The sequence below is a fragment of the Pedobacter kyungheensis genome (assembly GCF_000812965.1).
GTDB lineage: Bacteria > Bacteroidota > Bacteroidia > Sphingobacteriales > Sphingobacteriaceae > Pedobacter > Pedobacter kyungheensis.
On record NZ_JSYN01000018.1, the window covers coordinates 134,057 to 158,178 of the forward strand.

Sequence of the window (24,122 nt, forward strand, 5' to 3'; positions counted from 1 at the left end):
TTACCTTTGCCGAAACACATTTATTATGAACTGGATTATCTTAATTATAGCCGGCCTTTTCGAAGTGGGCTTCACCACCTGCTTAAAATTATCGAACAACTTTACTAACCTGAAATGGAGTGTCGCATTCTTTATCTGCATCTCGCTCAGCTTTGCATTGCTAAATAAAGCTGCGCAAACATTACCCATGGGCACGGCTTATGCCGTATGGACAGGTATTGGTGCCGTTGGTACCGTAATTATCGGCATTGTATATTTTCAGGAACCAGCCACTTTCTGGCGGATATTTTTTATCTGTACCTTAATTGCCTCTATTGCCGGGCTGAAGTTTTTTGCTTCGCATTAACGCATACTGCGGTTAAACATTTTTTCTGTAGCGCAGTAGCCTTGCAAAAAACAACGTTACCTCCTGTGTTACGCTTTACGCTTCGGCCGCTGCGCTGGCCTGCAGGGTGCCGCTTCACCCAGGGCTAAATGGCCAAAACAGTCGTTAATTTTTAAGGTTTGCAAGGCGCTGACGCTGTTAATAAACCTGATGGCAGCGGCAGCCCCGAAGTATGAGGGCTACAGCGAACAGCAGGGCTGCAGTATCCTAAGAAATACGGCCTTTCATTTCCAAAAAATCAGGAGTTTGCAAACCTATGAGGTTTTTAAAACCTCATAGGTTTAACAGCAAAAAGATTAATGTTTCACGTGTAACCTGTGTATCTTTAATGTAGTCTTACAGCTAAAGATGGAGCAAAAACTTACAGATTTAGAGCTGATCCAAAATATATTGGCGGGCGACACCGCACAATATGCTTTGTTGGTGAAACGCCATCAGCGCTTTGTATTTACACTTGCTTTAAGGTTTTCGAAAAACCGCGAAGATGCCGAAGAAATAGCCCAGGATTGCTTTGTGAAAGCTTATAAAGCACTGGCTACATTTAAACAAACTTCGAAATTTAGCACCTGGCTGTATACCATTACCTATACTACAGCCATGACTTTTTTAAGGAAAAAGCGCTTAGATACCGATTCGATCCACGACGAAGAAACATTTTTGCAGCTCGAAAACCATACATCAAACTTTAACGCCAACGACTACGAAAAACAAGATAGTCACACTTTTTTAAACCAGGCCATTGGCCAGCTAATGCCCGATGATGCGGCCATTATCACACTGTTTTATAAAGGTGAGCAAAGTTTGGAAGAAATTGGCGAAACGCTGCACATGGAGCCCAACACCATAAAAGTAAAACTGCACCGGGCAAGGCAAAGGCTTAAAGAAAAATTACAATATTTGTTAAAAGATGAAGTAAAGGAGTTACTATGAACACGATAGAACAACAGCTTTGGGATTACATTGACGGCACTTTAGATGAAGCAGCAAAAAAAGCCCTTGAAGCAAAAATTGCAGCTGATCCCGAAATTAAAGTGCAATACGAAGCGCTTTTAAAACTGAATTCGGTTTTAGGAACACTCGATCTGGATGAACCTTCCATGTCTTTCACCAGGAACGTAATGGAAAGCATTGCGCTCGAACCTGCCCCTGTTGCTTTAAAGACAAAAGTGAATACGCGAATTATTTACGCTATTGGCGGCTTTTTTGTGCTTTCGCTTTTAGGGATCCTGGGTTATTTATTTTATCAGACTAAAGCTAGTTTTACAGGCTTTACCATGCCCGAAAAGTTCAACATTAATCTGGATAGCTACATTACACCAACCACCCTGTATGTTTTCTTATTCGTTGATCTGGTTATCGGATTAATTTTCTTAGATCAGTTTTTGCGGAGAAAGGTGCATAAATAACCTCCCAACACGCAGGCATTGCCTTAAAGCCTTTTCAGGATCTCCAATCCTTCCGGCCATGGGCCAAAGCCCGAATCGGCATTAATGTGGCCTGCATTGCCAATATTAATCAATTCGCTGCCCCAGTGTTGTGCAAAGAAAGTGGCCCTTGTTAAAGTTACCCACTCGTCATTGTCGCTGCTTACCACAATTGTTTTGAAGTTAATTTTATCCAGCGGCACATGATCAAAGCCAATGGTTGGAAAGGTGTACTTCGGTGCATCAAGATCGCTTGGCGCTACCAGCAAAGCGCCTTTAACTTGTTTTTGGTAATGCTTTGCCCAGTTGGCAATGGCGGTGCAACCCAAACTATGCCCAATTAAAACCACTGCAGACAGGTCGTAGCCCTCAAGCGCCTTGTCAATCGTTTCAATCCAATCTTTGCAGTTGGGTGCATCCCACTCCTGCTGGTTGATGCGCTGAAAATGATTCCCTGATTTTTCGAAATGTGTTTGCCAATGGTTGGGGCCAGAATTGCCCAAACCTGGAATAATAAAGTAGTTGGTCATAAAATTAAAACGGATGGCCTTAGTAGATGCAAAAACAAAAAAGGCTGCCATCGCAAGAGAGCAGCCCATCTGAAAATATGATAAATAAATTAAATTACTTTCACATTAACGGCATTTAAGCCTTTTTTACCGTTAGCAACTTCGTACTGTACTTTGTCGTTTTCACGGATTTCGTCGATAAGACCTGTTGAATGAACAAAAATTTCGCTATCGCCATTCGCAGGGATGATAAAGCCAAAACCTTTAGTTACATTGAAGAATTTTACTGTGCCTTCTTGCATTGTATTTAAGTATTAAATTAAGTATGCAAGGTAAGTTTTAATTTTTAAAATTAAAACTAAATTTTAACATTTTTTTAACGTTAAAATCTTGTAAACATCAGATTATTAAGGCTTTTTAATTGCCCTACCTATCATGGTCAACGTAATTTCGCTGTTGTGCGGCACGCCTAAAGTGGTGCCCGGAGCAATGTCGAAAAGGTTACGAATATAGATATCTGCAACACCCTGTGCCGCCTTTTTCTTTGTCTCTGCATCTTCAGGTAATGTGTTGTAAACGGTCTTTATATGTATACCCCCTTGAAAATCTACAACCGCAGCAACCTGGTGCGAGAAATCTTTATACGCACGCTCTATCGTAATCACATATTGCGGAAACATGTAATCATAAGCCTCGGTACGGTTGTTAAGGCGGTCTACCGTGCTTATTTTCTCTGCCTTTGCAATTTTGCTTTTAGAAATAAACTGAACCGGATCGGTAGCAGCAAAGGCACTATCGCGGTTTGCATTTACCTGGTTTGCCCGTTTTTCGATAAAAGCAGTATCGGCCTTAGTAGGTTTTTGTAATGCTTTTGCAGTTGTTTTCAATTTGTTTTTGATATAGCTCTGCGCATAAAAAGTCATGTTTACATCCGAGCGTACATCAGCAGCAATTACCTTTCCATCAACCTGAACACGCTGAAAAACCAGACTATCTTTACTGATGTGCTTCACTTTAAAAAACTCTGCAGCGAAATTGTACACGTTGCCATGGTCGTATTGCAGGTAAAAATTCTGCATTCTATTTTTCTGCGGACTCCATGCCGACATGGTATCTTCTCTTACCACTTCAATTATCCACGAAGGTTTCTGCATAAACCCCTGTTCGTTAAAAGAAAGGCCATCTTTAAACCTGCGTTTTACCTCTTCATAACGGATGCCTTTAACAGGCTCAAAAGTAAAATCGCGCAGGGTTGGATCGGTGGTTTTGGAGCCAAACTTACACGACGAAAGCCACAGCACAAAAAAGAAAAAGTATAGGGTATTTTTAAGCATGGTATTAAAATATGGCCCTAAAATAAGTAATTATCTAAGAAGCCATTTAAGTTTTGAACAAAATGCACTTCGTTGGTACTAATTTGAACTTATAGCCTGTTTTCCAGTATCTTTTCCTGCTCTGTGCGCCAGGCAATCATGAGGGTCATGAAACCTTCCTGCAGTGCGCAGCGACCTTTCATGAGTATCAGGAAAACCCGCTGCAGTGTGCAGCACCAAATCATGAGGGTCATGAAAGCTTGCCGCAGGCTGCAGCGCCAAATCATTAAAAAACCGCAAATCGCTTATTTTTTCTTTACCAATATAACATTGGCCACCTTGCGCTGCCCCTCGTGATCCCACTTTTTATTATCGGTAGGATAATTAATTACGCCGTTGTTTGCCATGCCGTTTACCCATAAGGTGGTAGAGCCTCCGCCATCGAAATTAATGGCACTGGTACAGCCCAGCCAGCGCATCAGTTTGGTGAGTTCGAACAGGCTTGCCCCTGCCGATTCGGTATTGCGGCCATCAATGGTTAACAAAATAACATGCCCGTTGGGTTTTATGCCCAGGCAGGTACGCGGATGGCGTAAACGGTTAAAAGCAGCAGTATCTAAACTTTCATCTACCCCATTTAACGTCAGCAGCGGACCATTTAATAAAACATCGGAAGCTGTTAAGCGGCTTTCCCAATCCCCACTTCCATCCCATTTAATCAGCTTAAGCTTTCCATTTTCTATCGCTATACCCGCCTGCTGGTGTCTGGCCCTTTCGCCATTAGCCCCTAAGCGATTGGTATTTATAATTTTTCCCTGTACGCGAACGAAATCAACCGATCCTCCGTTTTTAACATCAAAGAAATTGCCGTTTATGGCTGCCAGCGCGGTATCGCGCAAGCCGAAATCGCTCGTGGTAATCAATTGCTTTTCTTCCGCCCCAAGCGCAAAAACAGCTTTGCGACCGGTATCGTTAATCTCTAAGAAAGATATGTTTTGATTGGCGCCAAACAGGTTTTGCTGGTTGAAGTGATGCTGAAATAGCCTAACCTGCCTGGCTACCCTGGTTTTCTGCCATCGGGTTTTTACAACAGTTAACGAATCGGTATTTTGGCTAAAGGCAGGTAAGCCATAAACAAATAAGGCAACAGCAAATAAGATTTTATTAAACATAAAACAGTTTTGCCTTAAAATTATAAAACGGTTTACAGTTTGCTTTAAAGCATCAAGAATTATACAAAAACAAAAAGGAGCAATCAATTTAATGATTGCTCCTTTTAGGATAAACCTTGCAGGTTAATACAAAGTTTATATTGCTATCAAAACCTGTGGGTTTTGAGGGTATTATTTTTTCGGATCTAAAATATCTTTAATCCTGATGCTTAAATCTTCGTAGTGCGCTTTGGTAATGGCATCGCCGGCAGCAGCCCTTGCTTTTGTGGTTGCCAGTAATGTTTTAAGCTCTGCTCTAACCAATGGTCTGATATCTGATAAGCCAACGTTGATTGGTGTTAAACCAAAACTCGCAGCATAATCAGCAGGGAAGCCTGCAGGAAGCTCGTTTTCTTTGGTCATCAAATCCTGTAAACGATCTACATAAGCACGTTGTAAATTGCGTTTAAAGGCATCTGCCCTACCCGCAACAAAAACCGATGATCTTAAATCAGTAAACAGTTCAGGTAAAGTATAGGCTTTAGCCGCACCGTTTTTGGTTTCGTTATCTAACAAACGCGCAATACGCGATGGCGATAACAAGTTACCCAACGTACTGGTTTGAACACCTTTAATACGGTTTAACAATACGCCGTTATCAAACTTGCTCAACTGATCGTTGTTAATTAACCAAAGCGGCGTGGTAAACAATTGCTGGTTAAAGAAAGTTACAGCTTCTTTTTGTTTCGCTTTTGGCAGGTATGCGTAAACCGGTCCTTTTTGCTCGTACGTTTTAAAGTTCTCGCTTAAACCACCAACGTTTGTTGCAACGTGGCCCATATAACGGTTAAACTGACCAACAATTTCTGTATAAATCTCTTTTAAATCGCTATAGTCTTTACCTTTCTGGTAAGTCCATTTTTCTACATTTGGTAAAATGCGTTTTAAGTTGGCAATACCATATGTACTGGCTTTCATAGCATTATCACCTAAATCTTCACTTTGTAAACGCGGATCTAAAGAAGTACCCTGACGGCCGTAGAAGTATAAAGGATTACCTGCATTTTTTAAAGTCCACTGATCTAAGATTTCTTTTTCCTGTTCAGCAGTTTTACCGCCAGGAATCCATGAATATCCCCATTTTACTACCCATTTATCGTATTCGCCAATTTGTGGGTGTAATTTGGTAACACCATCGCCAGGCTGTGCAATGTAGTTAAAACGGGCATAATCCATAATTGATGGTGCTGTTCCGTGTTTATCTGTAAAGGTTTTTGAACGTAACGAATCAACCGGATAAGCATAACTAGAACCAAAGTTGTGAGGCAAACCTAAAGTGTGGCCAATTTCGTGCGAAGAAACAAAACGGATCAGTTCGCCCATTTGCTCATCGCTAAATTTAGCTTTACGCACTTCAGGGTTAATGGCTGCAGTTTGTACAAAATACCAGTTACGCAATAAATTCATTACGTTGTGGTACCAGCCAATGTGTGTTTCTAAAATCTGTCCGGTACGTGGATCGCTGATGTGCGGACCATAAGCATTGGCAATATCAGATGCAAAGTAACGTACTACCGAATATCTCGAATCTTCTACACTAAACTGAGGATCTTGTTGCGGAGTTGGCGCTTCTTTACCCATAATGGCATTTTTAAAACCAGCGGCTTCAAAAGCTACCTGCCAGTCGTTAATACCCTGAATTAAGAACGGCACCCATTTTTTCGGTGTTGCCGGATCGATGTAAATTACGATTGGTTTAACCGGTTCTACCAGTTCGCCGCGTTTATAAGCGTTGGTATCTTTCGGTACCAGATTCCAGCGGTGAATGTAAGCAGTACGCTCTGCCTTTTGTGCATTGCTGCCATAATCTATCTGCGATTGACCAAAGAAACCTACCCGGTTATCCATAATCCTGGCTTTTACAGGTATTTTAGGCAATAACAACATCGAAGTATTGAATTCGAAGGTAACTGCGCCGTTGCTGCTATCGGTAGGCGATTCGGCTGCGCGGTAAGTTTTAGCCGTTTTTACCTCGATATTAATCGGGAAAGTTTTAACCGTATCGATGTATGAACGCGTAGCATCGTACATGGTAACTTTATAGGCCTTACGAATCTGATCGGTAGCGCCAATTGCCATTATATCGCCGTTGTAAAAATCGGTAACATCGATTACCACACCGGTAGTATCTTTATTATAAGCTTTAATTTCAAAGCTGGCTAATATTTGTGCCAGGTTAGAGTTTTGAACCGACTCGTACATGTCGCTGTTCGGATCGGCTTTGGTTGAGTAGCTTGGTACACGGATAAAAACCTGTTTACCCCTGCGCTCCCATTTCCATACCTGCTCGTTAAGCTCTTCGCCACCATATTGCTGGTTGCCAACTTTAACGCCAGCCGGTACCTTGGCCAAACGGGTAACTACCAACATTTCGCGGTTAATGATCGAATCAGGAATCTCGAAATACCACTTATCGTCAACTTTATGGGTTTTAAACAAGCCATTGGTGGTTCTTGCTTTTGCAGTAATAATTTCTGAGAATGGTTTTATGCCCTCTTTCTTTGGGGCTGCAGCAGCTGCTGCCGGTGCTGTGGCTGGCGTTGTGCCTTTACCTTTTTTTGGAGTTTTCTGGGCGTATGCCGTATCTGTTCCGGCTACACCAAGGGCTACAATACCTGCCAGGGCAAGTATTTTAAAGTTTTTCTTCATGTGCAATTAAAAGTTAGTTTGCTTGGCAATTAAGAGGTTAAAGTTAAAGGCTTGTTACAAGTCAAGCGCTGTGTAACCGGAAAATTACATTCGGTTAAATCCTTTTCTCGAGCTTTACCACTTTAAAGAACACCTGTTTATCCCTGTAAATTTCAAAAATGATACTCCGGTCGGCCTTCGATTTAAACATTTCTGTGAGATCATTTAGGGAATAAAAATCAACTGCCTTGAAATTTACACCAATAATTTCATCATCCTGGCAAAGGCCTGCCCTTTCTGCCGGGCTATTGGGATCTATTTCGCCAATGAGCAGGCGTTTATATTCTTTCTGGTCTAAATAAATCACCATCCCAACCATATCATGCTCGAAAGGCACTTTGCTTAAACTATTGGGTTTAATGTATATAAAACCTTGTTGGTAATTAATCTGAAGGTTAAACTTACGAAGCATGTCCGCACCTAAATTCCCGTTCCGTTTAGTCAGGTCTATCTTATCAGAAATGGTTTTAAAATCGGGGAAACCGGCAACAACATCTTTAAAGGTATAATCGCCCAATTTAAATTTCTTCACCCGGCCTACATAGCCTTTAATCTGTCCGCTGAGGCTCATCCCTAAATTGGCACTGATGGTTTTGGCGGGTAACGGAAAAGCAGTTCCGTCGAGGGTTTCGAGCGATAGCGCATGACTGGCGCCGGTATCAATCAGGAATCTGGCATTTACGGTTCCACCACCCGGAATTTCGATACTGGCCATTACATAAGGCTTTTGGTTTTCGACTATTATGGGGATTTTTTCTCCACGATATTTGATTTTTGCGCCATAATTGGATACAATGATCCTGTTTTCGTTGTACCTGATATCCACAATAAAGCTGTTAAAAAAATTATAGCCGATTAAGCCATAAATCTTAATCCCCAAATGTCCCGATAAATTAAAAAGATCTTCTTTTAAAATGGCTGTAGGTACATGGTCCATCGCTGCATTTCCCAACCGGGCACTAATATTCTGCGATACAAAAGCTTCGACAGTTTCGATGCCCAAACCCGAGACTTTAATTTTGCGAAGCATACTAAAGTTTAAGGAATCAATGATAGAGGGATCGGTAACAATCATTGGCCCTACGCCAGTATCTAAAACAAAATCGTAAGGCCCTTTTCCATTCACATACAGCGGAACCACAATCAGGTTTTTAATGCATTTAAAGGAAATAGATTGTTTCTGCTGCTGATCCCGTCTGAAAGCAAACTCCTGTGCCTTGGCCTCAAAAACAGTCAAAACCAAGCCCAGGCAAATCATTAACTTGCGTAAACAGATTATTACAACTGGGCTATATTTGGCTAACATTTAACTAAATTTAATAAATTAGTTGATAATTATGCTTCCATAAATTCAGAACATGTTTCCATTAAAAAACCTAAGTACTTTTTTCCTCGCCGCTACACTATTTATAAGCCTGTTAAGTGGCTGTTCTGCAGATAAAATAATGTCGAAAAAAGTAGCCAAAATCTTTAAAAATTCGGAAGTAACCAGGCAGTACCAGGTTGGTTTTGCACTTTACAATCCGGCCGATAAAAAGATGATTTTTCAACAGGAAGCAGACAAATACTTTACACCTGCCTCAAATACCAAGCTCTATACTTTTTTTGCCAGTTTGAAAATGCTGCCTGAGGTGATGCCTGCATTAAAATATGTTGAAAGGAACGATTCGTTAATTTTTTGGGGAACCGGCGATCCTTCATTTTTACAGTTTGCCGTAAAAGATAAATCGGCATACAATTTCCTCCTGGCCGCTAACAAAAAGCTGTTCTTTGCGCCCGGTCGTTATTCAGGTAGTTTTTTTGGCGATGGGTGGTCGTGGGATGATTACGACTTTTACTACCAGCCCGAAATTACCGAAATGCCCATTATGGATAACATGGTAACTTCTACCTACGCCAGTCCAAATAAAATTAACATCGAACCCAGGGTTTTCACTTCCTGCTTCGAAATAGACTCGACCAAAACCACAGGCAATTTTCAGGTAAGCCGCGATTTTTTAACCAATACCTTTCACTATCCTGCCGTTGTTGTAAAACCGGGCTACAACCAGCAAAATCCTTATAAAACAAGTCCGCAGCTTACCGTAGAAATTTTGTCCGATACTTTGCACAAACCAGTTGGGCTAATTAACCTTAAAATACCTGCTGATGCGAAAACTTTGCCCGGTGCAAAACGCGATTCAGTTTTAAAGCACATGATGTTGCCCAGCGATAATTTTATAGCCGAGCATTTATTACTGGTATGTGCCAACCAGATTGGCGATACTTTAAGCACGGTTAAAGCCATTCAGTACATTAACAAAAACTACCTTTCCTTTTTACCCGATAAGGTAAAATGGGTTGATGGCTCAGGCCTTTCGCGTCAAAATCTATTCACTCCACGCGATAATGTATACCTGCTCGACTCGATTTACCACCTGGTAAATAATCCAGAAAAGCTTTTTGATCTGTTGCCTGCAGGCGGAAAGAGCGGCACTTTAAAAAATGCCTATCCAAAAACCGACAAGCCTTTTGTTTATGGCAAAACCGGTTCGCTGGGTGGTGTGCATAACCAAAGCGGTTACGTTTTAACCAAAAAGGGTAAAACCTTCATTTATGCTTTTATGAACAACGGTTTTGTAAAACCCACAGCCGAGGTACGGGCAGAAATGGTGCGGGTAATAACTTACATACACGATAATTTTTAGCACATGGGCACTGCATTTAGCGCCATAAACCAGCCTTTCGGTAATAAAATAATTGTTGATGGAACAAGTTACCTCTATTTTGGCGGTACAGCCTACCTGGGCATTCCGAAAAATCCCGATTTTATTCAGCTTTACGTAGAAGGGATTAACAAATTTGGCTTAAATAATGGCACCAGCCGCAGCAACAATATCCAGCTTGGCATTTACGACGAAGCCGAAAACGTAGCTGCAGCCCGTTATGGAGCAGAAGCCGCCCTGATTACCTCGAGCGGATATTTAGCAGCCCAACTTACGGTAAAAGCTTTACCTAACCTGGGCGAGGTGAGCTATGCCCCTGCCACTCATCCTTCGTTATGGCTAAACACGTCACCGGTTGCGCCTGATTCATTTACAATCTGGAAAGCAGAAACGATTGAACGGATTAATGCTTCTACAGCAGAAAACTGGGTACTCATCAGCAATTCGATGAACAACCTCATGCCAGAGATTTACGACTTTACATTTCTGAACCAAATCGATGCCACTAAAAAATTAATCGTGATTGTAGATGATTCGCATGGGATTGGTGTAAACAATGGAGGCTTAAGCGCATACTCCAGCTTGCCAGACCGGCCCAACACCGAATATGTTGTGGTAGCCTCGATGGCAAAAGCGCTGGGAGTAGATGCAGGGATTATTTTAGGATCGAAGAAAATTATTGAGCAGTTAAAGAAAAGTCCGGCTTTTGTTGGCGCCTCGCCTCCTGCCGCAGCGGGTCTCTACGCTTTCATTAATGCCGGCGAAATTTATCAAACAGCATGGCAAAAACTTCAGGAAAACATTGATTTATTGGTCGATAACCTAAGTTCCACGTGGAAATACGAACTGGGGTTCCCTGCATTTTTAATAGACGATCCACAAATTGATCGGCATTTTTTTAAAGATCAGATCCTGATTTCATCTTTTCCTTACCCGAGCCCAACCAGCGCACCCATCAATCGAATTGTGCTAAGCAGCTGGCACGAAAAAGCAGATATCGAAAAATTAATTAACAGCATTAGTGCCTAGGCTTTCGCAATATTTTTTAATCTTTATAAAATGAAACGACTATTCCTTTTCCTGCCCCTGCTATTGATGCTCTCTACTGCTGTTTTGGCGCAAACTACCGATGTTTGGATTGTAAGGCATGCCGAAAAAGATAAATCGAACCCACAAGATACTGACCCAGCCTTATCTGATGAAGGCAGAATCAGAGCCGGCGACCTGGCCACCTACTTAAAGAAAGAAAAGTTCGATGTTGCCTTTAGTACCCCTTTTAAAAGAACGCATCAAACTTTAGACTCTTTAATCATCCAAAAAGTAATCGATTATAAGGATATTCCATCGCTGGTAGATTCGGTTAAGAAAAATTACAGCGGAAAAACGGTTATTGTAGCGGGCCATTCCAATACCGTACTGGAAATTATTGAAGCCTTTGGCGGTAAAAGACCAATGGAAATGCTTACCGACGATGATTACGACTATATTTTTCACTTAACCGTAAAAGACGACAAAGCACGCGTTAAAAAAGACCAGTACGGCAGGCCACATCACCTTTAGTTGAGAGTTTGGAGTTTTCAGTTTGGAATACCCCTAAGTGTTATTTTAAATATAGATTGTCATCCTGAGCTTGTCGAAGGACCTCTTCAGACACATTGTGAGTGCTTTAATGTGGAGTCAGATGTTACCACCTGACTAATAAACAGGCAATTAATTGAGTGTAAGCTGGTAACAGCTTACGCCACATCGATGAAAAATTGGCACCGAGACCAAATGAACCAGTGACCAGTGAACCAATAAACTGCGAAACTAAAGCTTCTCGAAAGGGATATCCATCAGTTGATAGTTTTTCCAGCCCACAAAATCATAATGCCACCATTCGTTTTCTAAAACCTTAAGACCGTATTTGGCCATGGTGCTGATTAGTAAATTGCGGTTCTTTCTTTGCACTGGCGATACAGGCTCATAATTAGCCGCAGCAGCCGCAGAAAAACTATCGTAAGGTGTTGGCATCGGCAATTCTTTGCCTGTTTTTAAATTAATAAGGGTTAAATCAACGGCGCAACCCCTGTTATGTTTAGAGCCTTTGGCCGGATTGGCCACAAAGTTTTTATCGCTCGCCTTTTTATAAAACTCAATCGTAATGGCATAAGGCCGGTATCCATCAAATATTTTTAAACCAAGACCTTTTTTGTTTAGCTCCTGCTGAATTTTCTTTAATGCCCCCACTACAGGTTTCCGGGCAAAGGCCCTGGCCTGCCTGTACATTACCTGCTGCATAAAGTTGTTTTTAGTGGCGTACCGGATATCGAGGGTAATGTTGGGAATGGCTTTTTTAATTTCAACCAGTTCGTTGTTTGGATCCGATTTTATCGAGGCCTGATACTGACTGAAAGAATTAACGACAACAAGTTTCTTTGCGGCGATGGGCTTATTTTGAGCAGAGGCTGAAACAGAAACAAGGAGAAAAAATATTACACAACTTAATTTCATAAACGAATTGGCTTAGTTCATCACTATTGAGTGGGTACAAACAATCTTAAAAACGATCGCTACTAACCAGCGCATTAAGATTGCCTGCCTGCTGCAGGCAGGCTTCGTCGGCTGAAAAAGCCTTCTCAGCAATGACGGATTATGGGTTATTGGTTCGAAACCACCAATAATTCTAAATCCTTAAACGGTAAATTAAACATATCCGACAGGTCTTTACTGGTACAGTTGCCCTGATAAATATACAGTGCTTCGCGGATAACCGGATTATTCCAAACCATGTTTACCAGGCCTCCAAACTCGCCAATATCCAGTAAAATTGGGGCGAAAATATTGGTTAACGCGTACGATGCCGTTCTAGGCACTCTCGAAGCAATATTAGGTACACAATAATGAATCACGTCGTATTTCCTGAAAACCGGGTTGGTATGATTGGTTACTTCAGATGTTTCAAAACAGCCCCCCTGATCGATGCTGACGTCAATAACCACTGAATGTGGTTTCATGCGCGCAACGGTTTCCTCCATCACAATACACGGACTGCGGCCATGGGTAGCCCTGATGGCACCAATTACCACATCACAGGTTACAATGGCTTTATTAAGTACTATGGGTTGCATTACCGAAGTAAAAACCCGGCTGCCCAGGTTATTTTGTAAACGGCGCAAACGGTAAATAGAACTATCAAAAACCTTTACTTCGGCGCCAAGTGCCAAAGCAGTTCTCGCTGCATACTCACCCACCGTTCCGGCACCTAAAATTACAATTTCTGTTGGTGGTACCCCCGTAAACCCACCAAGCATTAAGCCTTTGCCACCGGTAACATTGCTCAGGTATTCTGCTGCAATTAAAATCGATGTTGACCCTACAATTTCGCTCATGGCCCGCACCACACTAAGCACATTCCCTTCATCGCGCAGGTTCTCGAAACACAGGGCATTAATTTTTTTATGCATCAATGCTTTCAGGTACTCCTGCTTTAACGTACCAATTTGTAAAGAAGAAAGCAGGGTTTGCCCTTTGTGCATCAAATCAATCTCTTCGAGGGTTGGCGGTGCTATTTTGACCAGGATATCTGCTTCGAAAACCTCTTTTTTGTTGTAGGTTATTTTAGCCCCCTGTTCGGCATATTCAGTATCTGTAAAATTCGCTCCGGTACCGGCTCCACTTTCCAGCACTACACGGTGACCATTATTTACCAGCAAGGCAACAGAAAGCGGAGTTAAGGCAATTCTATTCTCCTGAAAAGAAATTTCTTTGGGTATCCCGATGTACAGGCTGTTTTTTTTGTTTCGGGTTTCGAGTTTTGCCTCCTGTGTTTGCAATAAACCTTGACGAGCTATATCGGCCATTCCTTCGCGTAATCCTGTAGCCATGTTGAATTAATATTTTGGTAGTTTTAGGTTGTTCAAGGTAAGGAAAATCTGTTAATTTATTGATAACTAATTGTTATACCTTACAAAAAGTGAACAATCGCTCGTTTTCATCTACCACACTAATTTCAACTTTGATATAATTTTGGGGCAATAATTCGGCTACACGCTCCGGCCATTCAATGAGGCAAATGGCGCCACCATAAAAATATTCTTCATAGCCCAGGTCATAAGCTTCGCGGATATCTTTTATGCGGTAAAAATCGAAATGGAAAACTGATCCTTTAGGGCTCACGTACTCATTTACGATGGAATAAGTTGGGCTCGAAACCACATCTTCAATGCCCAGGTGGGCGCAGAACTGCTTAATAAAAGTTGTTTTTCCAGCTCCCATCTCCCCTTCAAAAATGAAAACTTTTTCATCACCAGCGAAGACCAAAAGCTGTTCGGCTACCTGAGGTAAACCCAATAAACCATTTACTGTTATTTCCATGCTAAAAAAATAAAGGCAAAAGTAATACTTAATTGTATTCCTTTTGCCTGATTATGAGTTTTGTCAGTCTGAGCTTGTCGAAGACTCTACCAAATAATTTACTGAATATCTTTTCGATAAAATCAAGATGACAATAAAACGGTGATGCCTAATCTTTATCTCGGCGAGTACGTCACCACAGGAATAATCATCTCTTCCAATGAGATACCTCCATGCTGAAAGGTTTCGTTATAGTAATTTACAAACTGGTTGTAGTTGTTCGGATAAACGAAATAACTGTCCTCCCGCGCAAAAATATAACTGCTGCTGATGTTAATCTTAGGCAACATGGCATCGTGCGGGTTTTTAATCAGAAAAACATCTTTAACGTTAAAATTCAGATTGCGCCCCTGTTTGTACCTTAAATTGGTATTGGTACTTCTATCGCCAATTACCTTAACCGGCTTTTTAACGCGGATGGTACCATGATCGGTGGTGATAATCACTTTAACTTTTTTCTGCGATATTTTCTTCAATAAATCCCAAAGCGGCGAATGCTCAAACCACGATAGAGTTAACGAACGGTAGGCAGCATCATCATTGGCCAGCTCGCGGATCATCTGCATATCTGTACGTGCATGGCTCAGCATATCAACAAAGTTGAAAACAATGGCGTTAAAATCATTTTGCATCAGGTTATTGGTTTGATCTACCAAATCTTTCCCCTGCTCAAAAGTTAAAATTTTATTGTAGCTGAATTTGCAGTCTCTGCGGAGCGTGCGTTTAATGTTATCGGCCAGAAAAGCTTCTTCGTGCATGTTTTTACCACCCTCATCATCATCGTTTTGCCAAAGCTGAGGGAAACGTTTTTCCATATCTAAGGGCATTAATCCCGAAAATATCGCATTACGGGCATATTGGGTTGCCGTTGGTAAAATACTGCTGTACATATCCTCTTCATCAATGCGGAAATACTCCGAAATTAAAGGATTGATGATTTTCCATTGGTCGTAACGCAGGTTATCAATCAGGATAAAAAATACAGGCGTAGTTTCGTTAATATGCGGGAAAGCCTTTTTCTTTAACAGCTCGTTCGAAAATAAAGGCGCTTTATCTTTTTCCTTAATCCAGCCTAAATAGTGTTCCTCAACAAATTTCGAAAACTGCGTGTTTGCCTCCTGCTTTTGCATGGTTAAAATTTCGTGCATTTGCGGATCGTCCAGCTTCTCCAGCTCCAGTTCCCAGAAAACAATCTTTTTATATACATCAACCCACTCTTCGTAGTTTAGCTTATCGCCCAGGGTCATGCCCAGGCGACGGAAATCCTGCTGGTATGCCATAGAAGTTTTCTCGCTTACCAAACGCTTGTTATCGATCAGCTTTTTAATGGTTAGCAATACCTGTTTGGGGTTAACCGGTTTAATCAGGTAATCGTCTATTTTGCTACCAATGGCGTCTTCCATCAGATTTTCTTCTTCGCTTTTGGTAATCAGCACCACCGGCACATCCGGATTGAGGTTTTTAATGGCCCCAAGCGTTTCAATCCCGCTCATTCCCGGCATGTTTTCATCTAAAAAAACCAGGTCGAAATGTGATTTTCCAAATGCTTCGAGCGCATCGTTCCCATTGGTAAATGTGGTTACATTATAACCTTTATCATTTAACAATAATATATGTGGTTTTAACAGGTCGATTTCATCATCGGCCCATAATATCTTAGTTTCTTGCATGTTTATGTAAAAATAGGTATGTATTGCCTTTTAATTTTGGCAGGTAAATCAAACTCTAAATAAAAATAGCAATTTTTGTACCGTATCTGTCTATTTAACTATTTTTAACGATTGAACAAGAAGAAAATCATAAATGATCCGGTTTACGGTTTCATCAGCATACCATCGGCTCTGGTTTACGATGTAATTTCGCATCCGTATTTTCAGCGCCTGCGCTACATTAAACAACTGGGCATGACCCATTTGGTTTACCCGGGCGCATTGCACACCCGTTTTCACCACGCATTGGGCGCCATGCATTTAATGTGCCTGGCCATTAGTTTACTCAGGAGCAAAGGGCATGACATTACCGAAGGTGAAGAAGAAGCCGCCATTTTGGCCATTTTACTGCACGACATTGGCCATGGTCCTTTTTCGCACGCACTTGAACATTCGCTGGTTACCGGTATCAGGCACGAAGATATTTCGGTAAAACTGATGAACGACCTGAACATTCATTTTGACGGACGTTTAACTCATGCAATCGAGATTTTTAACGGCACCTACCCTAAAAAGTTTTTACACCAGTTAATTTCGGGCCAGCTTGATTTGGATCGGATGGACTATTTGAACCGCGATAGCTTTTTTACCGGCGTAAGCGAAGGCGTAATCAGTTTCGACCGCATTATTAAAATGTTTAATGTTTATGACGATGACCTGGTGATTGAGGAAAAGGGTATTTACTCTATCGAGAAATTCCTGATTGCACGCCGCCTGATGTATTGGCAGGTTTACCTCCATAAAACGGTTATTGCGGGCGAAATGATCTTAGTGAAATTACTGGAACGGGCCAAAGAACTATCGTCAAATGGTGTTGATCTCTTTGCTTCACCATCGTTAAACCACTTTCTTAAAAACAATATTAACGAAGCTAACTTCTTTGAGCAGCATGAAAACCTCGAACATTTTACCAATCTCGACGACCAGGATATTTATGCCGCGGTTAAAGTTTGGGTAAAACATCCCGATAAAATTTTATCTACCCTGTGCAGTATGCTCACCTCGCGTAACCTGTACAAAGTTGAGATGGGTAACGAGATGGAAAAGGCCGATCGCGTAACATTTCTGCAGGATGCAGCTGTTAACCTGCTCGGAATTAAGCCCGAAGAAGCCCGATATTTTGTTTTTACCGAGACCATACAAAACCGGGCCTACAATGCTGGCGTAGGTAACATTAAAATTTTAATGAAAAATAACCGGATAGTTGATATTGCAAAGGCCTCAGATTTATCTAATCTGGAGTCGCTGCAGAAAACCGTAGAAAAATATATCCTCTGTTACCCCAGGGGCATTTAAGCTTATTTAACAAAATATTTAACTTTTACTGCCGTTTTAAGTCTTATTATTGTATAAAATATACACAGCTTAACCATTGCAGGTTTTTTTGTTCATATCAATTTAACATTTACCTTTGTACGATGCAATTTACTGCCAAGCAGATAAGTCAGTTTCTGAACGGTTCCATAGATGGTAACCCTGATGTAGCCGTTACCGAACTCTCTAAAATAGAAGACGGAAAGGAAGGCTCTTTGTCTTTTCTTTCCAATCCTAAGTACGAAAACTTTTTGTATTCTACTCAGGCATCCGTTGTAATCGTATCTAAAGATTTTACCCCAACACAGCCCTATACCAGCACTTTAGTGCGTGTAGAAAATCCATACAGTGCTTTTACCATTTTGCTGGATAAATACAACGAAGCTGTAAACGCACAAAATACACAAACGGGCATTGATAAAATGGCCTTTGTGCACCCAACTGCTAAAATTGGTCAGAATGTTTTTATTGATGCTTTTGCCTATGTGGCCGAACATGCGGTAATTGCCGATGGCTGTAAAATAAATACACAGGTTTTTATCGGCGCACATTCCAAAATTGGTGAGAACGCTACTTTTTATCCGGGTGTAAAAATTTACCACAATTCAGTTATTGGTAGTCGCGTAATTATCCACGCCAATACGGTTATAGGAAGCGATGGCTTTGGCTTTGCCCCTCAAAAAGACGGCACTTACAATAAAATTCCTCAGATTGGGAATGTTATAATTGAAGATGATGTGGAAATTGGCGCCAATACCACTGTCGATCGTGCAACCATGGGCTCAACCATTGTTAAAAAGGGTACAAAAATCGACAACCTGATTCAGATTGCCCACAATGTGGAGATTGGCGAAAACACTGTTTTGGCTGCACAATCAGGAATCTCAGGCAGCACAAAAATTGGCCCTAACAGCGTTGTAGGTGGCCAGGTGGGTATTGCAGGTCACTTAACCTTAGCCAAAGGCACCCAAATTGGTGCGCAGGCAGGTATTAACTTTAACATTACAGAAGAAAATAAACAATGGCACGGCAGTCCTGCCCAACCATTGCGCAACTGGATGCGCGCATCGGTAATTTTCAAACACCTCCCCGATGTAGAAAAAAGAATTAACGCACTCGAAGAGGAATTGAAAAAGCTTACAGCTGAACTGGAAAAGAATACATTACACAATGAACGTTAGACAAAAAACGATTAAGCAAGAAATATCAGCATCTGGTGTTGGTTTACATACAGGCGCTAATGTTACTTTAACATTTTGCCCTGCCCCCGAAAATCATGGTTTTAAATTTCAACGCATCGATTTAGACGGACACCCCATCATCGAAGCTGATGCCGATAACGTAACCGATACTTCGCGCGGAACTACCATTACCCAAAACGGAGCCAGCGTAAGCACTGTAGAGCACGTAATGGCTTCATTAATTGGTATGGACCTTGATAATGTGCTAATCAAATTAGACGGACCTGAAACTCCGATTATGGATGGCAGCTCGATCCAGTTTGTCGATTTATTGGAAGAAGTAGGTACAGTTGAGCAAAATGCCGATCGCGAATATTTCACCATTCCTCATAACATTACCTATACAGAAGAAGACAGGAAAGTAGAAATTGTGGCCATGCCGCTTGACGACTACCGCTTTACCTGTATGATTGATTATAACTCACCTGTTTTGGGTAGTCAGCATGCTGGCATTAACACCATTGCAGAGTTTAAAAAAGAAATTGCCTCTTGCCGTACTTTCTGCTTCTTACACGAATTAGAATACCAGTTATCGCACAACCTGATTAAAGGAGGTGACTTAAATAATGCCATTGTAATTGTTGATAAAGAAGTTACCAAAGATGAATTAAACCATCTGGCCAAGTTATTTAACCGCGAAGACATTGATGTTGCCCCACAGGGAATTTTAAACAACATGGAATTGCGCTACCAAAACGAACCTGCCCGTCATAAACTACTGGATATGATTGGCGATCTGGCTTTGGTTGGTATGCACTTAAAAGGACACATTATGGCAGCTCGTCCTGGCCACGCAGCTAACGTTGCATTTGCAAAAAAAATTAAGGCAGCCATTAAAAAAGAGAAAAACAAAAAAGTGCAGAAGGTTTACGACCCAGGCGCAAAAGCCTTATTTGATGTGGTTAAAATCATGGAGATTTTGCCTCACCGTCAACCCTTCCTATTTGTAGATAAAATTTTAGAACTTTCAAAAAACCACGTTGTGGGCGTTAAAAACGTAACCATGAACGAAGAGTTCTTTAAAGGGCACTTTCCTGGTGCTCCGGTATTTCCGGGCGTATTACAGATTGAGGCCATGGCCCAGGTGGGTGGAATTCTGGTATTGTGTACCGTTCCCGATCCTGAAAATTACTTAACCTATTTCTTAAAGATAGATAACGTGCGTTTCAGAGCGCAGGTATTACCTGGCGACAGCATCGTTTTCCGTTGCGACTTACTGGAACCAATCAGAAGGGGAATTGCCCAGATGAAAGGTGTTGGTATGGTAGGCGAAAAAATCGTTGTCGAAGCCGAAATGATGGCCCAAATTTCAAAAGTTAAACAAGCAGAACCCGCTCAATAATGATACAACCTTTAGCATATATACATCCTCAGGCAAAAATTGCCGAAAACGTGGTAATCGAACCTTTTGTAGTAATACATAAAGATGTTGTGATTGGAGAGGGAACCTGGATCGGATCGAACGTAACCATTATGGATGGCGCGCGGATTGGTAAAAACTGCCGCATTTTTCCTGGCGCTGTTATTTCCGGCGAACCACAGGATTTAAAATTTGCAGGAGAAATTACTACAGCAGAAATTGGCGACAATACCACCATCAGAGAGTGTGTTACCATTAACCGTGGTACTAAAGATAAATGGAAAACCGTTATCGGCAGCAACTGCTTAATTCAGGCTTACTCGCATATTGCACACGATTGTGAAGTGGGTAACTACTGTATTTTTTCGAACAGCACCACTTTAGCCGGCCACATTACCATCGGCAATAACGTTGTACTTGCTGGCTTAGTAGCCATTCACCAGTTTGTAAAAGTAGGCTCACACGCATTCGTTACCGGCGGTTCGTTGGTACGTAAAGATGTGCCACCTTATGTTAAAGCTGCACGTGAGCCGCTTTCTTACGCAGGTATCAACTCGGTAGGCCTGCGCAGAAGAGGTTTTACCAATGAGCAGATTGACGAGATACAGGAAATTTACCGCGTGCTTTTCGTTAAACACAATAACGTAACCAAAGCTTTGGATATGATCGAGGCCGAATTCAAACCTACTGAGATCCGCGATGAAATTGTAGATTTTATCCGCAACTCTAACCGTGGGGTAATGAAGGGTTTCGGCATGGGAAGCTAGTAAGGCTAAAGCCGAAAGGTAAAAGACCAAAGCACTGATCAAAAATAATTACAACATGTTCATGGCTACTTTAACGCTAATCAGAACCAATTCAGACCAGGCCGATTTTAGAAAATTGGTTGCCTTGCTGGATCAGGATTTAGCGGTTAGAGATGGCGATGAACATGCTTTTTATGCCCAGTTTAACAAAGTTGACGCCATTAAAGAAGTTGTTGTAGCTTATCAAAACAATACTCCTGTAGGCTGTGGTGCAATTAAGCCATTTTCTGCCAGCCAGGCCGAAGTAAAACGGATGTTTGTTCACCCAGACAACAGGAAACAGCGCATTGCAGCGCAAATATTAAACGAACTCGAAAACTGGGCAGCCGAAATTGGTTTTAGCGCCTGCATTTTAGAAACCGGCAAAAAACAACCCGAAGCTATAGCGCTTTATCAAAAAGCAGGTTACCAGATCATTACCAACTACGGGCAATATATTGGTGTTGATAATAGTGTCTGCATGCAAAAGCACCTTGATACCCGATACCCGATACTTGATACCTGATACCCTATACTTGATACTTGAACTAAAAAATGAAAATATCCCTAAACAATGTTGGCAGGAGGTTTAACAAAGAATGGATTTTCAGAAACCTGAGTACCGAGTTTAGCACAGGCAACAGCTACGCTATACTTGGACCAAACGGATCGGGCAAATCTACCTTACTGAGCGTATTAACCGGTAGCTTATCCCCTTCAGAAGGAGAAATTTCATTTACGCAAAACACAGAAATACCTGTCGATAATATTTACAGATACATTAGTTTGGCTGCCCCCTACCTCGAACTGGTAGAAACTTTCAGTTTAAAAGAGATCATCAATTTTCATTTTAAGTTTAAAAACTTTGCCCCTGGCGTCGATGCCAAAAACCTGATTAGTATCCTTGGACTGGAAAAAGCGGCAAACAAAGAAATTAAGTACTTTTCGTCGGGAATGAAACAAAGAACCAAACTAGCTTTGGCCTGTTGCACCGATACGCCAATTTTATTTTTAGATGAACCAACCAGTAATTTAGACGTTCAGGGAATGAATTGGTACCGCGAACTAATCGAAAATTTTGGAAAAGACCGTTTAACGATAATTGGATCGAACCAAATTCAGGAATATGAATTTTGCAATCACCAAATTCAAATCGCTGATTACAAGTAAATTAACCACCCCAAAAACCGCTTACAAGAAGCCTGTTTTGTCATACATTTGTATTATAAATATTTTTTTGAAAAAATATTTTGTAATTGAAAAATAGTTCTTACCTTTGCACCACCAAAAAGAGAAACAAATATTAAAATTATCTCTTCGAGGAATGAATTAAACTTCTGCTTTGGCAGAATCAAAAATATAGCCTGAAAAGGCAAAGAGTTTTTCATAGTTTAGTTTGAGGTTTAGGTTGATTATGCCTTTGGAGTGGTTCCCAAAGGCATTTCTTTTATACGCTATTTTTCGGGCGAAAAAACCTCACAGATTTTAAATTTCTAAACAGCTAATCAAACCTGCTAAGTCTAGGACATACCTTCAGCCCAATGAACCAATGACTATTGAACCAATGAACCATTTTTTTTTAACTTTGGCATTCAAAAATTGACAAAACAATATTTCATTATCAAATGGCAAAGGCATCAGAAGTAAAAAGCGGAAACGTTCTTCGTTTTAACGGAGAGTTGGTTAGTGTTGAAGAATATATCCACCGTACACCCGGAAATTTAAGGGCTTTCTATCAGGCACGTATGCGGAACGTAAAAACAGGTAAAATTGTAGAGTACCGTTTCCGTACCGATGAAGAGGTTACCATTTGCCGTGTTGAAACCAACGATTACCAATACCTTTACGAGGATGGCGATTATCTGGTAGTGATGGACAACAATACCTTCGATCAGCATAACATCCCGAAATTGCTTTTCGGCAACGCAATTAAATTTTTAAAAGAAGGCATGAATGTAACCATCGCTTTCGAAAGCGACGAACCTATTGTAGCCCAGCTGCCCAATAGCGTTGAACTTGAGATTACCTACACCGAACCCGCTGTTAAAGGCGATACCTCTACCAGTGCACAAAAATATGCAACTGTTGAAACCGGTGCAGAAATAAGGGTGCCTTTATTTATCAACCAGGGAGATAAGGTTAAGGTTGATACCAAAACCGGCGAGTACATGGAAAGGGTCAAATAATAAAAGCCAGGGCTTGCAACAGGTTAAACCCTAAGCCTTATGCCTTAAACCTTTATAGGTTTTTATTAAAATAATTTTACCTTTGCCGACACAAAAAACAGAAATATAAAATCCAATTCAGGATCACAACATATGGCTAAAGCATCAGAAATTAAAACAGGTAACATTCTTCGCGTAAACAACGAACTGGTTACTGTTGACGAATGGAATCACCGTACACCAGGTAAAGGTGGTGCATTTTACACCGGTAAATTCCGTAACATTAAAACAGGTAGAATTGTAGAAGCCCGTATGAATACAGACGAGGCTGTAGAAATCTGCCGTGTAGAAACCAACGATTACCAATACCTTTACGAAGATGGTAACTACCTGGTAGTAATGGATAACGAATCGTACGAGCAATTTAACATCGAGAAAGCTTTATTCGGTTCGGCAATTAAATTTTTAAAAGAAGGTATGAGCATCATCGTTTCGATGGAAAGCGACGAAGCAATTATGGCGCAATTACCAAACTTTGCCGAATTTGAAATTACTTATTCGGAGCCTGCAGTTAAAGGCGATACTTCTACAAATGCGTTAAAAGCAGCAACGCTTGAAAATGGCGTTGAAGTTAAAGTTCCGATGTTCGTTAACCAGGGAGATAAAATTAAAATCGATACCCGCACCGGCGACTACGTTGAGCGTGTAAAGTAATTGAACATATAAGATTTGAAAGCCCTTGAATTAGTTTTGCAGTGCCCCCAAAAAGTTAGACACTTTATGGGGGCATTTTTATGAGTAGACAAGTTAAGCACAGCTTAGAATTTAAATTGACTATCGTCAATCAGGTATTAAAAAGAAATAAATCTCTGTCGAGCATCTCAAGAGAAAATGGTCTTGAACAGCGTATGATCCGTC

The 24,122-nt window shown here is 41.2% G+C and carries 25 protein-coding genes; 14 read left to right on the forward strand and 11 right to left on the reverse strand.

The genetic code is table 11. The features are described from left to right. Positions 1-25 precede the first annotated feature (25 nt). The 3 genes from OC25_RS15760 to OC25_RS15770 all read left to right on the forward strand — a co-directional run bounded on the left by OC25_RS15760 (position 26) and on the right by OC25_RS15770 (position 1,791). Entirely contained in the window at positions 26-346 is a 321-nt protein-coding gene (locus OC25_RS15760) for a DMT family transporter (protein WP_039477884.1), read from the forward strand. A gap of 387 nt (positions 347-733) precedes the next feature. Continuing rightward, entirely contained in the window at positions 734-1,315 is a 582-nt protein-coding gene (locus tag OC25_RS15765; protein ID WP_039477886.1) for an RNA polymerase sigma factor, read from the forward strand. Continuing rightward, a complete protein-coding gene (locus OC25_RS15770; RefSeq protein WP_039477888.1) occupies positions 1,312-1,791 on the forward strand; it encodes an anti-sigma factor family protein in 480 nt (159 codons plus the stop codon). The genes OC25_RS15765 and OC25_RS15770 overlap by 4 nt, the downstream gene beginning before the upstream one ends. A 23-nt stretch (positions 1,792-1,814) precedes the next feature. Here the strand turns inward: OC25_RS15770 and OC25_RS15775 are convergent, their stop codons facing one another. From OC25_RS15775 to OC25_RS15800, 6 genes are all read right to left on the reverse strand, one after another. Next, a complete protein-coding gene (locus OC25_RS15775; RefSeq protein WP_209435605.1) occupies positions 1,815-2,408 on the reverse strand; it encodes an RBBP9/YdeN family alpha/beta hydrolase in 594 nt (197 codons plus the stop codon). 20 nt (positions 2,409-2,428) lie between these two features. Next, positions 2,429-2,620, reverse strand: a complete 192-nt coding sequence (locus tag OC25_RS15780) for a cold-shock protein (protein ID WP_010599196.1) — start codon at positions 2,618-2,620, stop codon at positions 2,429-2,431. A gap of 105 nt (positions 2,621-2,725) precedes the next feature. After that, the gene (locus tag OC25_RS15785; RefSeq protein WP_039477890.1) at positions 2,726-3,652 is read right to left on the reverse strand and encodes a hypothetical protein; all 927 of its coding nucleotides are present in this window, start codon (positions 3,650-3,652) and stop codon (positions 2,726-2,728) included. A 284-nt stretch (positions 3,653-3,936) separates the two neighbouring features. Continuing rightward, positions 3,937-4,803 carry a phosphodiester glycosidase family protein gene (locus tag OC25_RS15790; RefSeq protein ID WP_039477892.1) on the reverse strand — a complete coding sequence of 289 codons (867 nt, stop codon included), beginning with the start codon at positions 4,801-4,803 and terminating at the stop codon, positions 3,937-3,939. 171 nt (positions 4,804-4,974) lie between these two features. Then, positions 4,975-7,491, reverse strand: coding sequence for a zinc-dependent metalloprotease (locus OC25_RS15795; protein WP_039477894.1), 2,517 nt, complete (start codon positions 7,489-7,491; stop codon positions 4,975-4,977). 94 nt (positions 7,492-7,585) lie between these two features. Further along, positions 7,586-8,836: an aspartyl protease family protein gene (locus OC25_RS15800; RefSeq protein ID WP_039477897.1), complete on the reverse strand. Its 1,251-nt coding sequence runs from the start codon at positions 8,834-8,836 to the stop codon at positions 7,586-7,588. A gap of 139 nt (positions 8,837-8,975) precedes the next feature. Between OC25_RS15800 and OC25_RS15805 the strand changes: the two genes are divergently transcribed. The 3 genes from OC25_RS15805 to OC25_RS15815 are packed head-to-tail and all read left to right on the forward strand — an operon-like array spanning position 8,976 to position 11,795. Continuing rightward, positions 8,976-10,217: a D-alanyl-D-alanine carboxypeptidase gene (locus OC25_RS15805; RefSeq protein WP_245222026.1), complete on the forward strand. Its 1,242-nt coding sequence runs from the start codon at positions 8,976-8,978 to the stop codon at positions 10,215-10,217. Between the two features lie 3 nt (positions 10,218-10,220). After that, the gene (locus OC25_RS15810) at positions 10,221-11,264 is read left to right on the forward strand and encodes an aminotransferase class I/II-fold pyridoxal phosphate-dependent enzyme (RefSeq protein WP_039477903.1); all 1,044 of its coding nucleotides are present in this window, start codon (positions 10,221-10,223) and stop codon (positions 11,262-11,264) included. A gap of 30 nt (positions 11,265-11,294) precedes the next feature. Continuing rightward, positions 11,295-11,795: a SixA phosphatase family protein gene (locus tag OC25_RS15815; protein ID WP_082018620.1), complete on the forward strand. Its 501-nt coding sequence runs from the start codon at positions 11,295-11,297 to the stop codon at positions 11,793-11,795. A gap of 249 nt (positions 11,796-12,044) precedes the next feature. Here the strand turns inward: OC25_RS15815 and OC25_RS15820 are convergent, their stop codons facing one another. The 4 genes from OC25_RS15820 to porX all read right to left on the reverse strand — a co-directional run bounded on the left by OC25_RS15820 (position 12,045) and on the right by porX (position 16,300). After that, complete coding sequence (locus OC25_RS15820; protein WP_039477905.1) at positions 12,045-12,728, reverse strand: M15 family metallopeptidase; 684 nt, start codon at positions 12,726-12,728, stop codon at positions 12,045-12,047. A gap of 146 nt (positions 12,729-12,874) precedes the next feature. Continuing rightward, positions 12,875-14,101: an alanine dehydrogenase gene (locus OC25_RS15825; protein ID WP_039477908.1), complete on the reverse strand. Its 1,227-nt coding sequence runs from the start codon at positions 14,099-14,101 to the stop codon at positions 12,875-12,877. A gap of 73 nt (positions 14,102-14,174) precedes the next feature. Next, complete coding sequence (gene tsaE / locus OC25_RS15830) at positions 14,175-14,591, reverse strand: tRNA (adenosine(37)-N6)-threonylcarbamoyltransferase complex ATPase subunit type 1 TsaE (protein WP_039477911.1); 417 nt, start codon at positions 14,589-14,591, stop codon at positions 14,175-14,177. Between the two features lie 155 nt (positions 14,592-14,746). Next, positions 14,747-16,300: a T9SS response regulator signal transducer PorX gene (gene porX / locus OC25_RS15835; RefSeq protein ID WP_039477913.1), complete on the reverse strand. Its 1,554-nt coding sequence runs from the start codon at positions 16,298-16,300 to the stop codon at positions 14,747-14,749. A gap of 111 nt (positions 16,301-16,411) precedes the next feature. Between porX and OC25_RS15840 the strand changes: the two genes are divergently transcribed. The 6 genes from OC25_RS15840 to OC25_RS15865 all read left to right on the forward strand — a co-directional run bounded on the left by OC25_RS15840 (position 16,412) and on the right by OC25_RS15865 (position 22,209). Beyond that, positions 16,412-17,635: an HD domain-containing protein gene (locus tag OC25_RS15840; RefSeq protein ID WP_039477916.1), complete on the forward strand. Its 1,224-nt coding sequence runs from the start codon at positions 16,412-16,414 to the stop codon at positions 17,633-17,635. Between the two features lie 122 nt (positions 17,636-17,757). Then, positions 17,758-18,834, forward strand: coding sequence for a UDP-3-O-(3-hydroxymyristoyl)glucosamine N-acyltransferase (gene lpxD / locus OC25_RS15845; protein ID WP_039477918.1), 1,077 nt, complete (start codon positions 17,758-17,760; stop codon positions 18,832-18,834). Next, on the forward strand, positions 18,824-20,236 hold the full coding sequence (locus OC25_RS15850; RefSeq protein WP_039477921.1) for a bifunctional UDP-3-O-[3-hydroxymyristoyl] N-acetylglucosamine deacetylase/3-hydroxyacyl-ACP dehydratase: 1,413 nt from the start codon (positions 18,824-18,826) through the stop codon (positions 20,234-20,236). The genes lpxD and OC25_RS15850 overlap by 11 nt, the downstream gene beginning before the upstream one ends. Next, on the forward strand, positions 20,236-21,021 hold the full coding sequence (gene lpxA / locus OC25_RS15855; protein WP_039477923.1) for an acyl-ACP--UDP-N-acetylglucosamine O-acyltransferase: 786 nt from the start codon (positions 20,236-20,238) through the stop codon (positions 21,019-21,021). Before OC25_RS15850 ends, lpxA begins: the two co-directional genes overlap by 1 nt. Before the next feature lie 61 nt (positions 21,022-21,082). Beyond that, entirely contained in the window at positions 21,083-21,565 is a 483-nt protein-coding gene (locus OC25_RS15860; protein ID WP_039477954.1) for a GNAT family N-acetyltransferase, read from the forward strand. A 29-nt stretch (positions 21,566-21,594) separates the two neighbouring features. Next, complete coding sequence (locus OC25_RS15865; RefSeq protein ID WP_039477925.1) at positions 21,595-22,209, forward strand: ABC transporter ATP-binding protein; 615 nt, start codon at positions 21,595-21,597, stop codon at positions 22,207-22,209. 53 nt (positions 22,210-22,262) lie between these two features. On the opposite strand, the gene OC25_RS27955 is transcribed toward OC25_RS15865, so the two are convergent. Further along, positions 22,263-22,427 carry a hypothetical protein gene (locus OC25_RS27955; protein WP_156131494.1) on the reverse strand — a complete coding sequence of 55 codons (165 nt, stop codon included), beginning with the start codon at positions 22,425-22,427 and terminating at the stop codon, positions 22,263-22,265. Positions 22,428-22,664: 237 nt separating this feature from the next. Between OC25_RS27955 and efp (OC25_RS15870) the strand changes: the two genes are divergently transcribed. Together efp (OC25_RS15870) and efp (OC25_RS15875) are read left to right on the forward strand one after the other, a co-directional pair. Then, positions 22,665-23,225 (forward strand): elongation factor P, encoded by a 561-nt coding sequence (efp, locus tag OC25_RS15870; protein ID WP_039477927.1) that lies wholly within the window; start codon positions 22,665-22,667, stop codon positions 23,223-23,225. 132 nt (positions 23,226-23,357) lie between these two features. Then, a complete protein-coding gene (gene efp / locus OC25_RS15875; RefSeq protein ID WP_039477929.1) occupies positions 23,358-23,918 on the forward strand; it encodes an elongation factor P in 561 nt (186 codons plus the stop codon). The last annotated feature ends 204 nt before the right edge of the window (positions 23,919-24,122 follow it).

Excerpts from the sequence above, each read along its gene's own strand:
- OC25_RS15780 (WP_010599196.1), bottom strand. The coding sequence starts at position 2,620 with ATGCAAGAAGGCACAGTAAAATTCTTCAATGTAACTAAAGGTTTTGGC.
- OC25_RS15770 (WP_039477888.1), top strand. The coding sequence starts at position 1,312 with ATGAACACGATAGAACAACAGCTTTGGGATTACATTGACGGCACTTTA.
- efp (WP_039477927.1), top strand. The coding sequence starts at position 22,665 with ATGGCAAAGGCATCAGAAGTAAAAAGCGGAAACGTTCTTCGTTTTAAC.
- OC25_RS15860 (WP_039477954.1), top strand. The coding sequence starts at position 21,083 with ATGGCTACTTTAACGCTAATCAGAACCAATTCAGACCAGGCCGATTTT.
- OC25_RS27955 (WP_156131494.1), bottom strand. The coding sequence starts at position 22,427 with ATGAAAAACTCTTTGCCTTTTCAGGCTATATTTTTGATTCTGCCAAAG.
- lpxD (WP_039477918.1), top strand. The coding sequence starts at position 17,758 with ATGCAATTTACTGCCAAGCAGATAAGTCAGTTTCTGAACGGTTCCATA.
- OC25_RS15790 (WP_039477892.1), bottom strand. The coding sequence starts at position 4,803 with ATGTTTAATAAAATCTTATTTGCTGTTGCCTTATTTGTTTATGGCTTA.
- OC25_RS15805 (WP_245222026.1), top strand. The coding sequence starts at position 8,976 with ATGTCGAAAAAAGTAGCCAAAATCTTTAAAAATTCGGAAGTAACCAGG.
- OC25_RS15865 (WP_039477925.1), top strand. The coding sequence starts at position 21,595 with ATGAAAATATCCCTAAACAATGTTGGCAGGAGGTTTAACAAAGAATGG.
- efp (WP_039477929.1), top strand. The coding sequence starts at position 23,358 with ATGGCTAAAGCATCAGAAATTAAAACAGGTAACATTCTTCGCGTAAAC.
- tsaE (WP_039477911.1), bottom strand. The coding sequence starts at position 14,591 with ATGGAAATAACAGTAAATGGTTTATTGGGTTTACCTCAGGTAGCCGAA.
- OC25_RS15760 (WP_039477884.1), top strand. The coding sequence starts at position 26 with ATGAACTGGATTATCTTAATTATAGCCGGCCTTTTCGAAGTGGGCTTC.
- OC25_RS15795 (WP_039477894.1), bottom strand. The coding sequence starts at position 7,491 with ATGAAGAAAAACTTTAAAATACTTGCCCTGGCAGGTATTGTAGCCCTT.
- OC25_RS15765 (WP_039477886.1), top strand. The coding sequence starts at position 734 with ATGGAGCAAAAACTTACAGATTTAGAGCTGATCCAAAATATATTGGCG.
- OC25_RS15815 (WP_082018620.1), top strand. The coding sequence starts at position 11,295 with ATGAAACGACTATTCCTTTTCCTGCCCCTGCTATTGATGCTCTCTACT.
- OC25_RS15810 (WP_039477903.1), top strand. The coding sequence starts at position 10,221 with ATGGGCACTGCATTTAGCGCCATAAACCAGCCTTTCGGTAATAAAATA.
- OC25_RS15820 (WP_039477905.1), bottom strand. The coding sequence starts at position 12,728 with ATGAAATTAAGTTGTGTAATATTTTTTCTCCTTGTTTCTGTTTCAGCC.
- porX (WP_039477913.1), bottom strand. The coding sequence starts at position 16,300 with ATGCAAGAAACTAAGATATTATGGGCCGATGATGAAATCGACCTGTTA.
- OC25_RS15785 (WP_039477890.1), bottom strand. The coding sequence starts at position 3,652 with ATGCTTAAAAATACCCTATACTTTTTCTTTTTTGTGCTGTGGCTTTCG.
- OC25_RS15850 (WP_039477921.1), top strand. The coding sequence starts at position 18,824 with ATGAACGTTAGACAAAAAACGATTAAGCAAGAAATATCAGCATCTGGT.
- OC25_RS15800 (WP_039477897.1), bottom strand. The coding sequence starts at position 8,836 with ATGTTAGCCAAATATAGCCCAGTTGTAATAATCTGTTTACGCAAGTTA.
- OC25_RS15825 (WP_039477908.1), bottom strand. The coding sequence starts at position 14,101 with ATGGCTACAGGATTACGCGAAGGAATGGCCGATATAGCTCGTCAAGGT.
- lpxA (WP_039477923.1), top strand. The coding sequence starts at position 20,236 with ATGATACAACCTTTAGCATATATACATCCTCAGGCAAAAATTGCCGAA.
- OC25_RS15775 (WP_209435605.1), bottom strand. The coding sequence starts at position 2,408 with ATGGGCTGCTCTCTTGCGATGGCAGCCTTTTTTGTTTTTGCATCTACT.